This window comes from Pseudomonas sp. SW-3, assembly GCF_016615645.1.
Classification (GTDB): domain Bacteria; phylum Pseudomonadota; class Gammaproteobacteria; order Pseudomonadales; family Pseudomonadaceae; genus Aquipseudomonas; species Aquipseudomonas mandelii.
Map to the genome: position 1 here is coordinate 1,002,216 of NZ_CP067098.1, position 17,691 is coordinate 1,019,906.

Annotated in this window: 12 protein-coding genes; 5 read left to right on the top strand and 7 right to left on the bottom strand. The window is 59.1% G+C overall.

Features of this window, described 5'->3' with window-relative positions:
- Window positions 1-2 precede the first annotated feature (2 nt).
- Window positions 3-1,742 (top strand): PTS fructose-like transporter subunit IIB, encoded by a 1,740-nt coding sequence (locus JIO00_RS04360; protein WP_010463455.1) that lies wholly within the window; start codon window positions 3-5, stop codon window positions 1,740-1,742.
- 165 nt (window positions 1,743-1,907) lie between these two features.
- On the top strand, window positions 1,908-3,449 hold the full coding sequence (locus JIO00_RS04365) for an alkaline phosphatase D family protein (protein WP_102593602.1): 1,542 nt from the start codon (window positions 1,908-1,910) through the stop codon (window positions 3,447-3,449).
- 131 nt (window positions 3,450-3,580) lie between these two features.
- Here JIO00_RS04365 and JIO00_RS04370 read toward each other — a convergent pair whose 3' ends face one another.
- Window positions 3,581-6,109, bottom strand: coding sequence for a PepSY domain-containing protein (locus tag JIO00_RS04370; RefSeq protein ID WP_200667733.1), 2,529 nt, complete (start codon window positions 6,107-6,109; stop codon window positions 3,581-3,583).
- Window positions 6,110-6,340: 231 nt separating this feature from the next.
- Window positions 6,341-8,656: a TonB-dependent receptor gene (locus JIO00_RS04375; protein ID WP_200667735.1), complete on the bottom strand. Its 2,316-nt coding sequence runs from the start codon at window positions 8,654-8,656 to the stop codon at window positions 6,341-6,343.
- A 206-nt stretch (window positions 8,657-8,862) separates the two neighbouring features.
- Here JIO00_RS04375 and JIO00_RS04380 point away from each other — a divergent pair, with 206 nt between their 5' ends.
- A complete protein-coding gene (locus JIO00_RS04380) occupies window positions 8,863-9,543 on the top strand; it encodes a Fe2+-dependent dioxygenase (RefSeq protein WP_200667736.1) in 681 nt (226 codons plus the stop codon).
- Entirely contained in the window at window positions 9,540-10,316 is a 777-nt protein-coding gene (locus tag JIO00_RS04385; RefSeq protein WP_200667737.1) for a tetratricopeptide repeat protein, read from the top strand. The genes JIO00_RS04380 and JIO00_RS04385 overlap by 4 nt, the downstream gene beginning before the upstream one ends.
- A gap of 75 nt (window positions 10,317-10,391) precedes the next feature.
- Here the strand turns inward: JIO00_RS04385 and JIO00_RS04390 are convergent, their stop codons facing one another.
- A complete protein-coding gene (locus JIO00_RS04390; RefSeq protein ID WP_010463443.1) occupies window positions 10,392-11,555 on the bottom strand; it encodes a type III PLP-dependent enzyme in 1,164 nt (387 codons plus the stop codon).
- A gap of 1,070 nt (window positions 11,556-12,625) precedes the next feature.
- Here JIO00_RS04390 and JIO00_RS04395 point away from each other — a divergent pair.
- Window positions 12,626-14,095 carry a DUF2599 domain-containing protein gene (locus JIO00_RS04395; RefSeq protein WP_234452935.1) on the top strand — a complete coding sequence of 490 codons (1,470 nt, stop codon included), beginning with the start codon at window positions 12,626-12,628 and terminating at the stop codon, window positions 14,093-14,095.
- 61 nt (window positions 14,096-14,156) lie between these two features.
- Here JIO00_RS04395 and JIO00_RS04400 read toward each other — a convergent pair whose 3' ends face one another.
- From JIO00_RS04400 to JIO00_RS04415, 4 genes are read right to left on the bottom strand one after another with little or no spacing between them, the layout of a single operon-like run.
- Window positions 14,157-15,314 (bottom strand): osmoprotectant ABC transporter ATP-binding protein OsmV, encoded by a 1,158-nt coding sequence (locus JIO00_RS04400; RefSeq protein ID WP_172792257.1) that lies wholly within the window; start codon window positions 15,312-15,314, stop codon window positions 14,157-14,159.
- The gene (locus JIO00_RS04405; protein ID WP_010463438.1) at window positions 15,311-15,964 is read right to left on the bottom strand and encodes an ABC transporter permease; all 654 of its coding nucleotides are present in this window, start codon (window positions 15,962-15,964) and stop codon (window positions 15,311-15,313) included. Before JIO00_RS04405 ends, JIO00_RS04400 begins: the two co-directional genes overlap by 4 nt.
- A 12-nt stretch (window positions 15,965-15,976) precedes the next feature.
- Entirely contained in the window at window positions 15,977-16,870 is an 894-nt protein-coding gene (locus JIO00_RS04410) for a glycine betaine ABC transporter substrate-binding protein (RefSeq protein WP_010463436.1), read from the bottom strand.
- Window positions 16,871-16,890: 20 nt separating this feature from the next.
- The gene (locus tag JIO00_RS04415) at window positions 16,891-17,607 is read right to left on the bottom strand and encodes an ABC transporter permease (RefSeq protein ID WP_010463434.1); all 717 of its coding nucleotides are present in this window, start codon (window positions 17,605-17,607) and stop codon (window positions 16,891-16,893) included.
- Window positions 17,608-17,691: the final 84 nt, after the last annotated feature.

Below are 17,691 nucleotides of genomic sequence, written 5' to 3' on the forward strand. Positions count from 1 at the left end.
TCATGAAACTAGCCATTGTTACGGCCTGCCCGAACGGCATGGTCACCAGTGTGCTGTGCGCCCGTTTGCTCGATGCAGCGGCCCAGCGTCAGGGCTGGAGCACCAGCGTCGAAGTGGTCGATGCCGCGCATCCGGAACGTCAGCTGTCGGCTGCCACGATTGAAGCGGCCGAGTGGGTGCTACTGGTCACCAGTGCGCCGGTGGATATGTCGCGATTCGTCGGCAAGAAAGTGTTCCAGAGCACGCCCGCGCATGCCCTGCAGGATGTCGAAGCGGTGCTACGACGCGGGGCTGAAGAAGCTCAGGTGTATGTCGCGCCCGAAGCTGTCGAGCAACCTGCTACCACCGTTCAAAACGCGCCACGCCTGGTGGCGATCACGGCGTGTCCGACCGGTGTCGCTCACACGTTCATGGCGGCCGAAGCCTTGCAGCAAGCGGCCAAGCGTCTGGGCTACGACCTGCAAGTGGAAACCCAAGGCTCGGTCGGTGCGCGCAATCCACTCAGCGCTGCAGCGATTGCCGATGCCGATGTGGTGCTGCTGGCGTGCGATATCGAAGTCGCCACCGAGCGTTTTGCCGGCAAGAAAATCTACCGTTGCGGTACTGGCATTGCGTTGAAGCAAGCCGAGGCGACGCTGAATAAAGCGCTGGCCGAAGGCAAGCAGGAAACCGCTTCGACCGGTGCCAAAGGCCCGGCCAAACAAGAGAAGACCGGCGTCTATAAACACCTGCTGACGGGCGTGTCGTTCATGCTGCCGATGGTGGTGGCGGGCGGTCTGATGATCGCCTTGTCGTTCGTGTTCGGCATTTCCGCATTCAAGGAGGAAGGCACACTCGCCGCCGCACTGATGCAGATCGGTGGCGAGACTGCGTTCAAGTTGATGGTGCCGCTGCTGGCGGGTTACATCGCCTACTCGATCGCCGACCGTCCGGGCCTGGCGCCGGGGATGATCGGTGGCCTGCTGGCGAGCACTCTGGGCGCCGGTTTTATCGGCGGGATCATTGCCGGTTTCATTGCCGGTTATGCGGCGCAGGCGATCAATCGTTATGCGCGCTTGCCGCAAAGTCTTGAGGCACTGAAACCGATTCTGATCATCCCGTTGCTGGCGAGCCTGTTCACCGGCCTGGTGATGATTTACATCGTCGGCAAACCGGTGGCGGGGATGCTCGAAGGGCTCACGCACTTCCTCGACAGCATGGGCACCACCAACGCGATTCTGCTCGGTGTGCTGCTCGGCGGGATGATGTGCGTCGACCTTGGCGGGCCGATCAACAAAGCCGCGTATGCGTTCTCGGTGGGGCTGCTGGCCTCGCAAAGTTATGCCCCGATGGCCGCGACCATGGCCGCCGGCATGGTGCCGCCGATTGGCTTGGGCATCGCCACGTTTATCGCACGGCGAAAATTTGCCCAGACCGAGCGCGAGGCCGGTAAAGCGGCGCTGGTATTGGGGCTGTGTTTCATCTCCGAAGGGGCGATTCCGTTTGCCGCCAAAGACCCGTTGCGAGTGATTCCGGCGAGCATTGCCGGTGGCGCGCTGACCGGTGCGTTGTCGATGTATTTCGGCTGCAAACTGATGGCGCCGCACGGTGGGTTGTTTGTGTTGGCGATCCCGAATGCGATCAATCATGCGCTGTTGTATCTGTTGGCGATTGTGGCGGGGAGCCTGCTGACGGCGGTGGCGTATGCGCTGCTCAAGCGGCCGGAAGCTGTTGAGATGGCACTCGAACCCGCCAAAGCCTGACACCACGTTGTAGGAGCGAGGCTTGCCCGCGAAGACGGTTTAACATTCAACAAATAGGTGTCTGTCAGATCGCCTTCGCGGGCAAGCCTCGCTCCTGCAGGGGGGAGTGGTGTCACACCGGTTTCATGCGCACGTGCTTTAGTTTTCCTTTTCAGGGAGAACACCATGAGCGAATTCGACCTCGGCCGTCGCCGTGTCATGCAAGCCGTCGGCGCCGGGCTATTGCTTCCAGGGCTGGCGCCGGCCGTCATCGCCTCGGTCAAGGACCGTCCGCAGCTCACCGATGGCGTGCAGTCCGGCGATCTGATGGGCGACCGGGCGATGATCTGGAGCCGCAGCGACCGACCGGCGCGGATGGTGGTCGAATGGGACACCCGCAGCCTGTTTGGCAACCCACGCCGATTCGTCTCGCCATTGGCCGATGCGCGCAGCGATTTCACCGCACGGGTCGAGCTCACGGGCCTGCCGGCTGATCAGGCGATTTTCTATCGCGTGTATTTCGAAGACGCCCAAAGCGGTGTCACCAGCGAACCCTGGTTCGGTCATTTGCGCAGCGTGCCGCAAACCCGGCGCGACCTCCGTTTTGTCTGGAGCGGCGACACCGTTGGTCAAGGCTTCGGCATCAACCCGGACATTGGCGGCATGCGCATCTACGAAGCCATGCGTCTGCGCCTGCCCGACTTCTTTATCCACAGCGGCGACACCATCTACGCTGACGGCCCGGTGCCGGCGCAACTGGCCACCGAAAGCGGCCGGGTGTGGCGCAATATCACCAGCGAAGCCAAGAGCAAGGTCGCCGAGACACTCGACGATTATCGCGGCAACTACCGCTACAACCTGATGGACGAGAACATCCGTCGCTTCAACGCCGAAGTCCCGCAGATCTGGCAGTGGGATGACCACGAAGTGGTGAACAACTGGTCACCGGGCAAGCAATTGGATGAGCGCTACAAGAGCAAAGATATCCACAGCCTGGTCGGTCGCGCCCGCCAGGCCTGGCTCGAATATGCGCCCATGCGTTTGCAGAGCGCCGATGGCGGCGGGCGGATTTATCGCAAGCTCGGCTACGGGCCGATGCTGGATGTGTTCGTGCTGGACATGCGCAGCTATCGCGAAGCCAATGACGACAACCTCGGCACTGCCAAACCGTTTCTCGGTCGTGAGCAACTCGACTGGCTCAAGGCTTCGTTAAAAGCCTCCAGTGCTCAATGGAAGGTCATCGCCGCCGACATGCCGATCGGCCTCGGCGTCCCCGACGGAGAAGTCAGCCCCGGTGTGGCACGCTGGGAAGCAGTGGCCAACGGTGATCCCGGACCGGCCCAGGGACGTGAACTGGAAATCGCTGAACTCTTGGGCTTTTTACGGGCGCAGCAGGTGCGCAATTACGTGTTCCTGACGGCCGATGTGCATTACTGCGCAGCCCACCATTACCACCCGGACCGCGCCGCATTCCAGGACTTCGAACCGTTCTGGGAATTTGTGGCCGGGCCATTGAATGCCGGGAGCTTCGGACCCAATCCGCTGGACAAGACCTTCGGGCCCGAGGTGGTTTTCGAGAAAGCACCACCGGCGCAGAACACCTCGCCGTTTGCCGGGTTCCAGTTTTTTGGCGAGGTGAATATCGATGGGCAGACGGGGGAGATGAGTGTGGTGTTGCGGGATCTGGATGGGGTGGCGGTGTTTGAGCGCAAGCTTCAGCCAGCCTGACCGTTTCCACCAACAACACACAACCAATGTGGGAGCGAGCCTGCTCGCGAATGCGGTTTCACATTCAACAGCGTCGTTGTCTGACCCACCGCTTTCGCGAGCAGGCTCGCTCCCACAGGGATTGTGGTGGTTCAGTAGACGTCGCGGCGGTAGCGACCCTGCTCGATGAGGCGGTCGACTTCTGCAATCCCGAGCACTTCGTTGAGTACGTGATCCACGCCTGATGCCATTCCCTGCAAGCTGCCGCAGATGTAAATCACGGCGCCGTCAGCCAGCCATTGCTTCAATAGATCGGCCGACTCACGTAGCCGATCCTGCACATAAATCTTCTCGGCCTGATCCCGCGAGAACGCCAGGTCCAGTCGCTCCAGATCGCCTGAAGTCAGCCATTCCTCAAGCTCATTGCGGCACAGATAGTCGTATTCCCGATGACGCTCACCGAACAGCAGCCAATGCCGTTGCTGCCCATCGGCAATGCGTGCCTTGAGCAAACTGCGCAGTCCAGCCAGCCCGGTGCCGTTGCCCAGAAGGATCATCGGCACCGGCTCGGTCGGCAGGTGAAACCCGCTGTTGCGCCGCACTCGCAGGCTGATGGTGCCACCCACCGGCGCGTGTTCGGTCAGCCAGCCGGAGCCGATGCCCAGGCTGCCATCGGTGTGCATTTCCTGGCGCACGATCAGTTCCAGAATGCCGTCAGCCGCAATCGAAGCAATGGAGTATTCGCGCATGGCCAACGGCACCAGTGCATCGACCAGTGCCTGAGCGTGCAGGCCGACCAGATGGGTTCTGTTTTCCGGCAGTTGTCGGCTGGCGAGGGCGTGCTCCAGCGGTTGCGACAAGCCACTGAAGGTCACCATCGCCCGGCCTTCAATACCCAGGCCATCAAGGAAATGCTCGATTGCCCACGGGCAATTGCGGGGCAGGACTTCCACCAGATCCCCCGCCAGCCAACTGCTGGTGGTCGGTGCGGTGAGGCCCAGCAAGTACACCGGTGAGCCGCTGCTGTCCGGGTTCATCAACTCGCGGCGGGTCAGGGTCCAGTTGTCGTAGCTCGGCGCCTGCCAGGTGTCGACCGGTGCTTGCCCGGTCAACAGGCCGAGTTGCTGCTGCCAGTGACGCAAGGCGTAAGGGTCGCCGCTGTCGACTTCCACTGGGGCGAACAACGTCTTGCCGCCATGCTCGCCAAGCCAGGTGTGCAAGCGTCGGGCGAAGCCGCAGAAGTGGTGATATTGGCGATCACCGAGACCCAATACCGCGTAGTTCAGGCTTTCCAGGTTCGACGCCTGGCCCAGCACCTTGCGTTCGAAACCGCGGGCGCTGTCCGGCGCTTCGCCGTCGCCGAAGGTGCTGACCACGAACAGCGCATTGCTGGATTCACGCAAATCCTGTTCGCTGACATTCGCCAAGGGTTGGACTTTTACCGGCAGGCCGGCCGCCTGCAATTGCCCGGCGGTCTGCCACGCCAGTTGCTCGGCAAAGCCGCTTTGGCTGGCGAAGCCGATCAACCAGGCTGGCGCATTGTTGCCCGTTTGCGCGAAGTTTTTGCGGGCGTCCTTGATCTGCTTTTTCTTGCGGCGACGGTCCAGGTACAACAACCAGCCAGTGACAAAGAACAGCGGCATGGTCAGCGCGGTGAGGGTCAGGATGATCCGCCCGACGATGCCGAAGTAACTGCCCACGTGCAGCGCGTAAATGCTGGTCAGCAGTTGTGCCTTGAGGCTCTTGTCACTGTAACGGTCATGCCGTTTGACGAGGCCGGTGGCCGGATCGAGGCTGATCTGGTTCAGCGCACGGTCATGGGGCGAGGAGTTCAACAGGTAGAAGACCGTCGCCGGTTGGCCGGCCACGGGTGGCATGCGGATGTTGTAGGCACTGAGTGCCGGACCTGCGGCGCTGTAGATACTGCTCCACATGGCGGCGTAATCGGCGGTGGGCGCCGGGCCGCTTGGGGCAGGACCTCGACCGCCGCGCACGCGCTCGTTCTGCGGAGAGTCGGACAGCAATTGGGTCAAGCCCTTGTTGTACCACTCATAGGACCAGGACAACCCGGTCAGCGCTGACAGGAGGTAAAACACCAGGCACCAGGTGCCGGCCACCGAGTGCAGGTCCCAGTTGAAACTGCGGCCCTTTTTCTTCCAGTCGAGGGTCAGCCAGGCGCGCCAGTTTTTCCATTGGCGCGGCCAGCGCAGGTACAGGCCGGACAGGCAGAAAAATACCAGGATCAGCGTGCAGGCCCCGGTGATCTGCCGCCCGGTATCGCCCATGGCGAGGAAGCGGTGCAGTTGCAGCATCAGGCCGAAGAAGTCCTGACCGGTGGCTTCACCCATGAACTGGGCGGTGTACGGATCGAAGTAGCGCATCTCGCCCCGGCGTTCGCCCGGTGGCGGGGTGAAACTCACCCGCGCGGCGTTGCCGCTGTCGGTCTCGACCCAGAGCATCGCGACTTTCTTACCGGAGGCGCCCTCGATTTTTTCCACCAGTTCGGCGGGCGGCAGGACGCCGGCAACCTGCTTCTCGACCTGCAACACAGAAGGATTGAGCACGCTGAGGATCTCATCCTCAAACGACACCATCGCCCCGGTGATGCCCATCAGGGCCAGGACCAGCCCGGCACTGATGCCGAAAAACCAGTGCAACTGGAACAGGGTTTTCTTCAACACGTCGCTCGCCTTGTTCGTTCGAAATAATCATCACGGCGCGCATTATGCCGTGGGTTGCTGAGAAACATTCTTTTTTACGTACAAAAGCCCCGTTCATGCAGATGAACGGGGCCTGACCTTATATCGCCGGCTGCTTTATGTGGGAGCGAGCCTGCTCGCGAAGGCTGTAGCCGTCGCCACAGATGAGGTGCGGCAACCATCCATTCGCGAGCAGGCTCGCTCTCACATTGATCAGAAGTGGAAGTTGGTGCTCAGCAATGCCGTGCGGCCCGCCGCCTGGTTGGCGAAGTGGGTCGAGAAGGCTTTGTCGTAGTAGGTTTCGTCGGTCAGGTTCTGCACGTTCAGTTGCAGATCGACGTTTTTGCTCAACTTGTAGGCAGCCATTGCGTCGTAACGAACATAGGACTCGACCATGGTGGTGTTGGCCACGCTGCCGAAGACGTCGTCGACATAGAACGCACCACCACCGATGGTCAGCTTCGGCGTGACCTGATAGGTCGTCCACAGGCTGGCACTGTTTTTCGGGGTGTTCGGCAGTTCGTTGCCATCGTTGGCTTTACCCAGCGGGCCACCGTCTATTTGCTCGCTGTCCATGTAGGCGTAACCGGCGAAGACTTGCCATTTTTCGGTGATCTTGCCGCTGGCCGACAATTCGATGCCCTGCACGCGGGTTTTACCGGCGTTTTCATAGGACGTGGTGTCGACCTGTACGCGGGCGTTGTCTTTCTCGGTGCGGAAGATATCGGCGGTCAACGACAGGCGATCGTTCAGCAAGTCCCACTTGGTGCCGATTTCGTAGTTCTTGGTGGTTTCCGGCTCCATGTCGCTGCTCAGCAGATTGCCGTTGCGATCCGGCGTGCCGCCCAACGGGTTGCCTTCCTGACCTTCGCCCAGCGTGTTGCCCGGTGGCGTGGCGGAGGTGGCGTAGGACGCGTAGATGCTGCCGTTTTCGGCCGGTTTGTAAACCACGCCGAACTGGCCGGTCACGAACTCGCTGACGTCATCCCCTTTGGACGTGGTCACGCTGGACGCGTTGTAGGTTTTGTATTTGGTGTCGAAATGGTCGTAACGCAGGCCCATGTTCACCAGCCATTGCTCGGACAACTCGAGGGTGTCGAACACATACAACGCGTAGGTATCGGACTCGGTATCAGTGCCGGCGTAGTTCCGCGAGATCGCACCGTTCCATGGGTCGTTCGGGTTCGGGTTGGCCAGCGAGGTGCAGTTGTAGCCGCTTGGCGCGCCGATCAGTGCCGGCGAGCAGTTGGTGGTCGACGCCGCGGTTCTCGGGGTGGTGTCGACGTTGACGTTGTACGAGGATTTCTGGTTTTCCTCGCGGCTCAGCTCGATGCCGGTGGCGAAGCTGTTCTTGAAGCCCGCAATGTAGACGTCACCAAACAGATCGGTCTGGTTCGTGGTGGTCTCGGTGTTGCTCACGCGGGTGTTGGCCCGGCGCCAGACGCTGCCGTTGTTCACGTTGCCCTTGCTGTCGTCTGGCTGGGTCAGGATGTAATCCTGCATGCTGCTGCCGTGGCGCAGGGTGTTCTTGACGGTCAGCGCATCGCTCAGGTCGTGCTCGATGGCAAAGGTTGCCGTGTCGGTGCGGCCCTTGCGGAAATCGCGATCCAGCCCGTAGAAGTTGCTGTGATCGCCGCCGGCGAACGGCTTGTCCGGATTCGACTTGGTGCGGGCGGCGGAACCTGCGACAGGGATGGTGTACGGAATGCCCGAGTCTGGCGTGTCGTTGCTTTCCAGATGGTAGTAATCGAGGTTGACCCGGGTGTCGGTGCCCAGGCCGAATGCCAGCGACGGCGCGATGCCCCAGCGGTCGTAGTCGACGCTGTCACGGCCGGCGACATTGCTTTCGTGGCTCATCAGGTTCAGACGGCCAGCGGCGGTGTCGGTGAACTGGTAGTTGCCGTCCAGGGTATAACGCTGGGTCTGGTCCGAACCCCAGGTAAAACCACCGTCGAACGAGTCGCCCAAGTGGGCCTTTTTGCTCACCAGGTTAATGCTGCCGCCCGCCGCGCCACGGCCGCCAATGGCCGAGTTCGGACCTTTGCTGACTTCGATGGATTCTACGGCGAAGATCTCGCGGCTCTGCGAACCGGTGTCACGCACGCCGTCCAGATAGGTGTCGCCCTGAGCGTCGAAACCACGAATGAACGGCCGGTCGCCTTGTGGGTTTCCACCTTCACCGGCACCAAAGGTGATGCCCGGAACGGTGCGCAGCGCATCCTGCATATTGAGGGCGCCGGTGTCCTTGAGCACTTGCTGCGGGATGACGGTGACCGAGCGCGGTGTGTCCACCAGCGGTGCGGTGTACTTGGGCGAGGAGGCTTTTTCAACGTTGTAGGAAGTCGCATCCTGGGCTTCGCCAGTGATGGAGGTCGCCCCCAGGGAAATCGCATTGCCCGGCGCTTTTTCGTCGGCCTTTTCGGCTGCGAAAACCATGTGGCCGGCAGAACCGGCCGTGATCGCCACGCCAATTGCAGACGCGAGCAAACGCGGTGAACTGACCGGTAAATGTGAGTGTTGGCGTGACATGTGAATTCCCCTCCCCAAGGATTTGAGGCCGCGGAATATAGGGTAGACGCGTATTTGTATCAATTGCGAAACGTTACTATTCGCGAGGAATTTACATTCTTTACAATTTGACCTTACGGTTTTTGATGATTCGTTCGTCGTGGGGGTTTTACACAGTCAATAAGAATCAATACCATTGCCGCCTCTTTACCTCCAGGTGTCCTCCCATGCTGCTGCACATTCCCGGCGTGTTCGCGAAAGAAGAAGTGCAGCGCATCCGCGAGGCTCTGGAGCAGGCGGATTGGGCCGATGGCAAAATCACCGCCGGCTACCAGTCGGCCAAAGCCAAGCACAACCAGCAGCTGCCTGAAGGTCATCCTCTGGCCAAGGAAGTGGGGGCGGCGATGCTTGAGCGGCTGTGGAAAAATCCGCTGTTCATGTCCGCGGCTTTACCGCACAAAGTGTTTCCTCCGTTGCTGAACTGTTACACGGCGGGCGGCAGTTTCGACTTCCATATCGACAACGCCGTGCGTCAGCCCAAGGGCGGTATCGAGCGGGTTCGCACCGACCTGTCGGCGACGCTGTTTTTCAGCGAACCGGAGGACTATGACGGCGGCGAACTGGAAATCCAGGACACCTTCGGCACCCAGCGCGTGAAATTGCCGGCCGGCGACATGGTTTTGTATCCCGGCACCAGCCTGCACAAGGTCAACGCCGTCACCCGCGGCACCCGCTATGCGTCGTTCTTCTGGACCCAAAGCCTGGTGCGCGAAGACAGTCAGCGCGCGTTGCTGTTCGAGATGGACGGGGCGATCCAGCAATTGACTCAGGACATGCCCGATCACCCGTCGTTGATCCGCCTCACGGGCACATATCACAACCTGTTGCGTCGTTGGGTCGACGTATGAGTTTCCAATTGCGCCGCGAGGAAGTCCTCGACGGTGATTCGCTCAAAGCCATGCTGGAAGAAAGCCCCGCTCGTGCAGCCCAGGCGATTCTGATCGCTGCCCGTGAAAACATTCTCGATGCTCAAGCCTTGCTCGGGCAGATTCTGCTGGACGGGAATGGCATCGGGCAGGACCAGCCGCTGGCCGTGCGCTGGTTCGAGATCGCCGCCCGGCGCGGGCATCTGATGGCGCGCAACATGCTCGGTCGTTGTCATGAACATGGCTGGGGGGGTGCGGCGGACGCTTCGGTTGCCGCGCAGCATTATCGAATCGCCGCCGACGCCGGGCTGGATTGGGCGATGTACAACTACGCCAATCTGCTGGCGACCGGGCGAGGTGTGATGGAGGATCAGGTGCAAGCGCTGAGTCTTTATCGTCGCGCCGCAGAACTGGGCCATGCGAAGTCGATGAACCTGTTCGGTCGTTATCTGGAAGAAGGACGGGGCTGTCCGGCGGATCCGCAAGCTGCGCGTGAGTGGTATCGGCGCTCGGCGGTCGGTGGTGATTTTCGTGGGCAGTTCAGTCATGCCGCTGTGCTGGCCGACGAGGGGCATATCGAAGAAGCGCTGGGTTGGTTACGCAAGGCGCGGGACGGCGGAAATATAAATTTCCTGCGGGGGGCGAGTCAGACGTTGTTGACTGCGCAGAACGGGCAAGTTCGCGAATTGGCTACCGATTACGCTCAGCGCTGCGCCGACCTTGAGCGGGAGCTCGTCCCCCTGCAAGCGCTGTAGAGTGCCGGGGGAGAAGTTTTCAGACACAAAAAAGCCCATGACATGTCATGGGCTTTTTGATTGTCGCTTCAGCGCTTACAGGTAAAACGATTTCAACGGCGGGAAGCCATTGAATTCAACCGCGCTGTAACTGGTGGTGTAGGCACCGGTCGACAGCCAGTACAGACGATCACCGATGGCCAGGTTCAGCGGCAGACCGTACTTGTAGTTCTCATACATGATGTCGGCGCTGTCGCAGGTGGGGCCGGCGATGACCACTTCTTCCATCTCGCCTTTCTTCTCGGTCCAGATCGGGAACTTGATCGCTTCGTCCATGGTTTCGATCAGGCCGGAGAACTTGCCCACATCCGTATAAACCCAACGCTCGACGGCGGTACGGGATTTACGCGCCACCAGCACCACTTCACTGACCAGGATGCCGGCGTTGGCGATCAACGAACGGCCTGGCTCCAGGATGATTTCCGGCAGGTCATCACCGAAGTCTTCCTTGAGGAAACGGATGATTTCTTCGGCGTAGGTTTCCAGGCTGTTGGTGCGAGTGATGTAGTTGGCCGGGAAGCCGCCGCCCATGTTGATCAGCTTGAGGTGGATGCCGTCTTCTTCTTTCAGGCGTTCGAAGATCACTTTGACCTTGGCGATCGCCGCGTCCCAGACGCTGATGTCGCGCTGTTGTGAACCGACGTGGAACGAGATGCCGTAAGGCACCAGGCCCAGGTCGCGGGCGAGGATCAGCAGGTCCATGGCCATGTCGGTCTGGCAGCCGAATTTGCGCGACAAAGGCCAGTCAGCCGTGGTCGAGCCTTCGGTGAGGATGCGCACGTAGACTTTCGAACCCGGCGCAGCCTTGGCAATGTTGCGCAGGTCTGCTTCGGAGTCGGTGGCATACAGGCGCACGCCCTTGTCGTAGAAGTAGCGGATGTCCTTGGATTTCTTGATGGTGTTGCCGTAGCTGATGCGATCCGGGCCAACGCCCTGGTTCATCACTTTGTCGAGCTCGTAGATCGACGCGATGTCGAAGTTCGAGCCTTTCTCTTTGAGCAGGTCGATGATTTCGACGGCTGGGTTGGCCTTGACCGCGTAGTAGACCTTGGCGAATTCGAAACCGGCGCGCAGGTCGTCATAGGCCTGGCTGATCATCGCGGTGTCGATCACCACGAACGGGGTTTCTTGTTTGTCGGCAAACGCCTTCATTTTGTTGAAGGTATCGCGCGCGAAATAGTCTTCGACGTTGATCGACATGCTGGGAACTCCTACTGGCAAACTGAAATTAACAATGGGTGCGAGGGTGTGTCATCAATGAAATCGCGAGTGCGTTGCGCCTGAGCGCGTGCCAGGCAAGGCGCAGGCCGCCGCTAATGGTCATTCCCTTCGCAAGGCCTGCAACGCAGCATGGCGCGCGCTCAGGCACAACCCGAAGGGCCGGGCCTGCTTTTGCGCAGGGCTGCGTTGCTCGTCCCTTATTTGGAACAACCAAACCGCGGGCCTCGCGCCTTGCCCTGCGCAAAAGCAGGCTCCGGCGCACTCGTGATTTCATTGATGACACACCCTCCTGAACGTCCTCCGTATCCCCACTTTGGTTCGCCTACTTCCCAAGGCATGTCGCCGAAAGCAAAAAGGCCACGGGAGGCGGTGCTTTCCCTTGGCCTTGCTGTCTCGTCGTCAGTACTTGAGCCGGATGGATCGTTTCCAGCATGGACGTTCGGCGCGAACTTTAGGGCGTGAGGGGCTTGAGATCAACAAAAAATGTCGCGTTTTTGCACGCTTCCGTCGTGCGGTCCTGGATAGCTACTGATGTAACCGACCTGCATGACAGTGTGATGTTCCCTTGGTAGGGAAATTTGAGGGGGGCAGCGGGATTTGTGGTGCGCCATCACGATTCTGCTCGCGAAGGCACTAGATCCGGCGACAGCAGGGTTGGCCGACCCTTAGGTACTTGCCCAAACACCGGTAACTCTCTAATTGTTGAGTTATCTTCATGCGGATCCCCTCCACGGAAACAAATTGAGCACCGCATAAGTAATGATCGTTTGAATATCTCTCTATAGTCGAAAAGGTTATTTAAACTTTTCGCGTGTTTCAAAAATGATATTAAAACCTGCTGTAACCTGTTATTTGTGTCAGTAGATCGCTCTCCTCATCTATCCGATACTCCAGATCGAAAGCGAGTTGAAAATTTTGGTCGAATGGAATTCGCTCGTACGGTCATAGATGCATTGCCATTATTAGGGTGAGTACTTCCCTGCGCGTTTTAGTGTGTCGGATTTCGCACGTGTCATGCGTTTTCCTAAATAACGCAATGGGAGACTAATGTGTTTAATAATGTATTGTTAAAAGCGGTGCGCGTCACTTTGATGGTAGGAGTTGCCGCTGGCTCTCCTCTCTTGCAAGCAAGTCCCGGCACAGATACGGCAACGCTGATGGAGTATTGGTATCGTCTTACCGCCAGGGATTGTGGCAGCGGAAGGCTTGCATCTGACTGTTCCGGATTGATTCTTCGGGGGACGGACAGCAAAAAAGTATTCCGTCCATGGAATGCTGGTCCGAACTCGCATAACGCTGAGGCGGGTGGCAACGGTGTTGTTTCCAATGGTGGCGTGTCTGCTTCCTATCTGCGCAAGGACGCGGAATACGATGGTCTGGGTTTGCTTAAGTATAATGGTTTTGCTTTGATACCTAATGATTTTATAAATGAAAATGACCAATTCAAAGTCACAGTGCTTTGTGCGTTTCCTATTGATGCCTGGACTTATAATCGAAACAATAACGGTTGTGGTGATTATTTTCAGGATGGCGACATCAATAATACCGTTGGTGTTCAAGAGGATTATTGTCAAAAGCTTAAGATCAGTAGCGCCTCGGGCTGGATGGAGTATTTTGATCGTCAGACCAAGGATCCAGATCCTATCAAGGCTCATCGATTTCAATGTGGGTTCGATACGACCGCAGATTATTTTGGAACGTTCAATAAGGCGGATGCTTTTAATGCCTTTATTGAAGGGCGGAAATTGATAGCCCATGATCCTGAAGAAAAAATCAGAGCTCAAACCACTCAAACGGAGTTGCGACTGCGCGTTTGGCCTGACGATAATTTTTGGAAAAGAGACTGGAACCTCAGCAGGCCCCATTTTGATTCTCCCGACCCAGATGATACAAACCCGGCGACAGTTGCAAATCAGGTATTTAAGGCACTGCCTATCGCAGCATTTACGTATATCGGTGGCATCGACATCGTTGAGACGAATGGCAAAAGCTTCGCGGGTCGCGCGCTCGCTCAGGATGACCAGCGTAGATGGAACGAGGAGATTCCATCTGGTAAAGGCGGCTGGAAACCAGTCATAAAAGTACAAATGCCGCGCACGATCGTCGAGGATGCCAAATTTGCCTATTACCCGGGCGATCAGGTCGTTGCACCGCCGGTCGACAATCGGTCCTGTGACAAATACATCGAGAAGGCTGTGTGGATTGACGACTACAAAGAGCCAGTGCTGGGAACCATCTCATCACTGACGGTGACACCAACCGAGTGCGGAAGGAAAGCCGGAGTGGGGAAAACAAATGTGGTATTTGCGGAATTAGCCAATCTGGCGGCTAACAATTCCAGTAAGGAATGGAATTTCGATCACATCGGCAGCAGCATGCGCCGTCAACTCGCCTGTCATCTTGATTCCCCTGACATCGCCGCGAACAAGGCGACCTGGAGCCTTGAACCGCGTCGCCCGTACGTCGCTCATGAGGTAATAATGGAGCTGCAGGGTGACAATAAATGCAACCCTCACTAAGACGTTGAAAGCGGCGTCCATATCGCCGCCTGGTTATCAAACAGGCGGCGACAGATTAGGGTCAGGCCAGCGCAGTCTCGGCCGGCGAAACGATGCTGGTCTTGCCCCCACGGGACTTGCCGGAACTCAGGTACTCGGCAATCGATTCCTGAGTCACTTCCCCCAGGAACACCCGCTCCGCATCCATCACCGGCAACCACGAGCGGTTGAACTCGTACATGCGCGACAGCAGGATGCGCAAATGCTCGTCAAACGCCGCCGTGGCGTTGAACTCACGCAAGTACTGCGCGCAAGTCCCTGTCTGACGGTGCAGGTCGCGACGTCGTACATAACCCAGCGCCTTGTTCTCACCATCGGTGACCACCACATAGCGACGGTCCAGTTCGTCCATCAACTCCAGGGCTTCGGCCACCGCGGTTTCCGGGCTGACCGACGGCGCGTTGTCCGCCGCGTCTTCGGCTTTCACCAGCAACAGACGCTTGAGGGTGCTGTCCTGGCCGACGAAGTTGCTGACAAAGTCATCCGCCGGGTGCGCCAGCAGCGTGTCCGGGTGATCGATCTGCAGCAGCTTGCCAGCGCGGAAGATTGCAATCTTGTCGCCCAGCTTGATCGCTTCGTCGATGTCGTGGCTGACCATGATCACGGTCTTGTTCAGCGCCCGTTGCATCTCGAAGAACTCGTTCTGGATCATCTCGCGATTGATCGGGTCGACCGCGCCGAAGGGTTCGTCCATAAGCAACAACGGCGCGTCGGCCGCCAGTGCCCGAATCACACCGATCCGCTGCTGCTGACCGCCGGACAACTCACGCGGGTAGCGATTCAGGTACTGCTTGGGTTCCAGCTTGATCATGCTCATCAACTCGCGGGCGCGGTCGTGGCATTTCTGTTTGTCCCAGCCCAACAGGCGCGGAACGATGGTGATGTTTTCCTCGATGGTCATGTTCGGGAACAGGCCGATCTGCTGGATCACATAACCGATGTTACGGCGCAAGGTCACGGCGTCGAGGTCGGTGGTGTCTTCGCCGTTGATCAGGATCTTGCCCGAGGTCGGCTTGATCAAGCGGTTGATCATTTTCAGCGTGGTGCTTTTGCCGCAGCCCGATGGCCCGAGGAATACGCAGATTTCGCCTTCATTGACGGTCAGGCTTACCGAGTCCACGGCTTTCACATCTTTGCCGTTGCTTTGGAAGGTCTTGCTGAGGTTTTGAAGTTCGATCATTTGAGCAGTCCTTTTGGAGTCAGCGTGCGTTGCAGCCATTGCAGAAGCAGGTCGGCGAAGATGGCCAGGAGACTGACCAGCACGGCGCCGACGATCAGCATCGACATATCGCTGCGGCTGATTGAAGCGAGAATAAGTACACCGAGGCCACCGGCACCGATGGTCGCGGCGATGGTCATGACACCAATGTTCATGACCACGGCGGTGCGCACACCGGCGAGGATCACCGGCACGGCGATGGGCAGTTCGACCATGCGCAGGCGCTGGCCGAAGGTCATGCCGATGCCACGGGCGGCTTCGCGAATGCCCGGTTCGACGCCGGTCAGCGCCAGGTAGGTGTTACGCATGATCGGCAGCAGCGAGTACAAAAACACCGCCGTGATTGCCGGCATCGGACCGAGGCCCTGGCCGAATTTCGAGTAGAACGGCAGCAACAGGCCAAACAGCGCAATCGACGGCACGGTCAGCAGCACCGTGGCGCTGGCTTGCAGCGGGCCGGCGAGGGTCGGGAAGCGCGTCATCAGCACGCCCAACGGCACGCCCACGAGGATCGCCAATGTCACGGCGATGCCGACCAGGGTGATGTGCTGCCAGGTCAGGTGCAGCACCAGCGGCCAGTCGAGATGGGAAAAGGCGTTCAGAAATTCCATGTCTTTTCCTCCTCAGTTCAAGGGATGCTGGCGCAGAAAGTCTGCGGCAACGGATGAAGGGCTTTCGTGATCGACATCGACCCGCGCGTTGAGCTGGCGCATGGTGGCGTCGTCGAACAGTTCAGCCAGCGGCTTTATTTCTTCCGCCAGTTTTGGATGGGCGTCGAGGTAGTCCTGACGCACAACTGGCGCGGCGGTGTAGTCCGGGAAGTAGTGCTTGTCGTCTTCGAGCAGTTTGAGCTTGAAGGCGTTCAAGCGACCGTCGGTGGTGTAGACCAGACCGGCAAACACCTGGCCATTGCGCAGGGCGGTGTAAACCAAACCGGCATCCATCTGCCGAATGTTCTTGCGGGACAGGTTCATGCCGTAGAGATCGACCATGCCGTCCAGACCGTCGGAACGGTTGGCGAACTCAGTATCCAGCGCCACCAGATGATTGGTCTTGGCTTCAGCCTGCAGCACCGTGTTCAGCTCGCTGATGGTGTTGATCTGCGGGTAAGCCTTAGCGGTGGTTTCCGGCAGGGCCAGGGCGTAGGTGTTGCTGAATTTCGACGGAGTCAGCCAGATCAGGCCTTTTTTCGCGTCGAGTTCCTTCACCTTGGCGTAGGACTGCGCACTGTCGAGCTTCTCGGTGATGTGGTTGTAAGCCACCAGCGAGACGCCGGTGTATTCCCACATCAAATCCAGCTGACCACTTTCGTGGGCGCTACGGGCCAGGTTGCTGCCCAGACCGCCGGTCACCTGAGTGTCGTAACCCTTGGTGCGCAGGTATTGGGACGTGATTTCCGCCAGCAGGGTTTGTTCGGTGAACACCCGGGCGCCGATGCGGATGACCGGTTTTTCTGCGGCTTGGGCGATTCCTGCGAACAGCAGGGCGCAGCCTAGAAACAAGCATATTTTTTTCATGAGATTTCCTTTGCCGAGGCTTAAGACGGGCGCAAGCCGCGTTCGAGCCAGAGGCGGCTGGCGAGTGTCACCAGGCCGTCGAGCAGCAAGGCCAGCAGGGCGGTGCAGGCCGCGCCGAGCAGCAGTTGCGGCTGATTGTTCAAGGCGATGCCAGGGAAAATCAGGCTGCCCAGGCTGTTGGCGCCGATCAGGAACGCCAGCGGTGCCGTCCCGACGTTGATCGCCAAGGCCACGCGCACGCCGCCGATGATGATCGGCACGGCGTTCGGCAGCTCGACCCGCCACAGCACTTGCGTCGGTGTCATGCCGATGCCGACGGCCGCTTCCTTGAGGGAACCCTGAACGTTTTTCAGGCCTTCATAGGTGTTGCGCACAATCGGCAACAGCGAGGCGAGGAACAGCGCGAAGATCGCGGGGCCGCTGCCGATGCCGAGGATCCCCAGGGCGATGGCCAGTACGGCAAGAGGAGGCACGGTGTTGCCGATGTTGAAGATCTGCATGAAGCGTTCAGCGCGGCCCACCATGCTCGGGCGGCTGAGGAAAATACCGGCGGGGATGCCCACAACGAGGGCGGCCAGCATGGAGACAAGGACGAGGATCAAGTGAGCTTGCAGGTAAAACAACAAATCGTCGCGGTAATGTTCGATCGTGTTGATGCCAATCCAGTGGACCAGCAGGGCCAGGAGAGCGACGACAACCGCACCTCCTATCAGCCCCTTGCCATAGCGAATAGCCACAGGCGGACTCCTTTTTTCTTTGTCGGCGAACGCAGTCCCGTGTGGCATGCCATTCCTGGCTGCCGGGAAAAACAACGTTCGCGA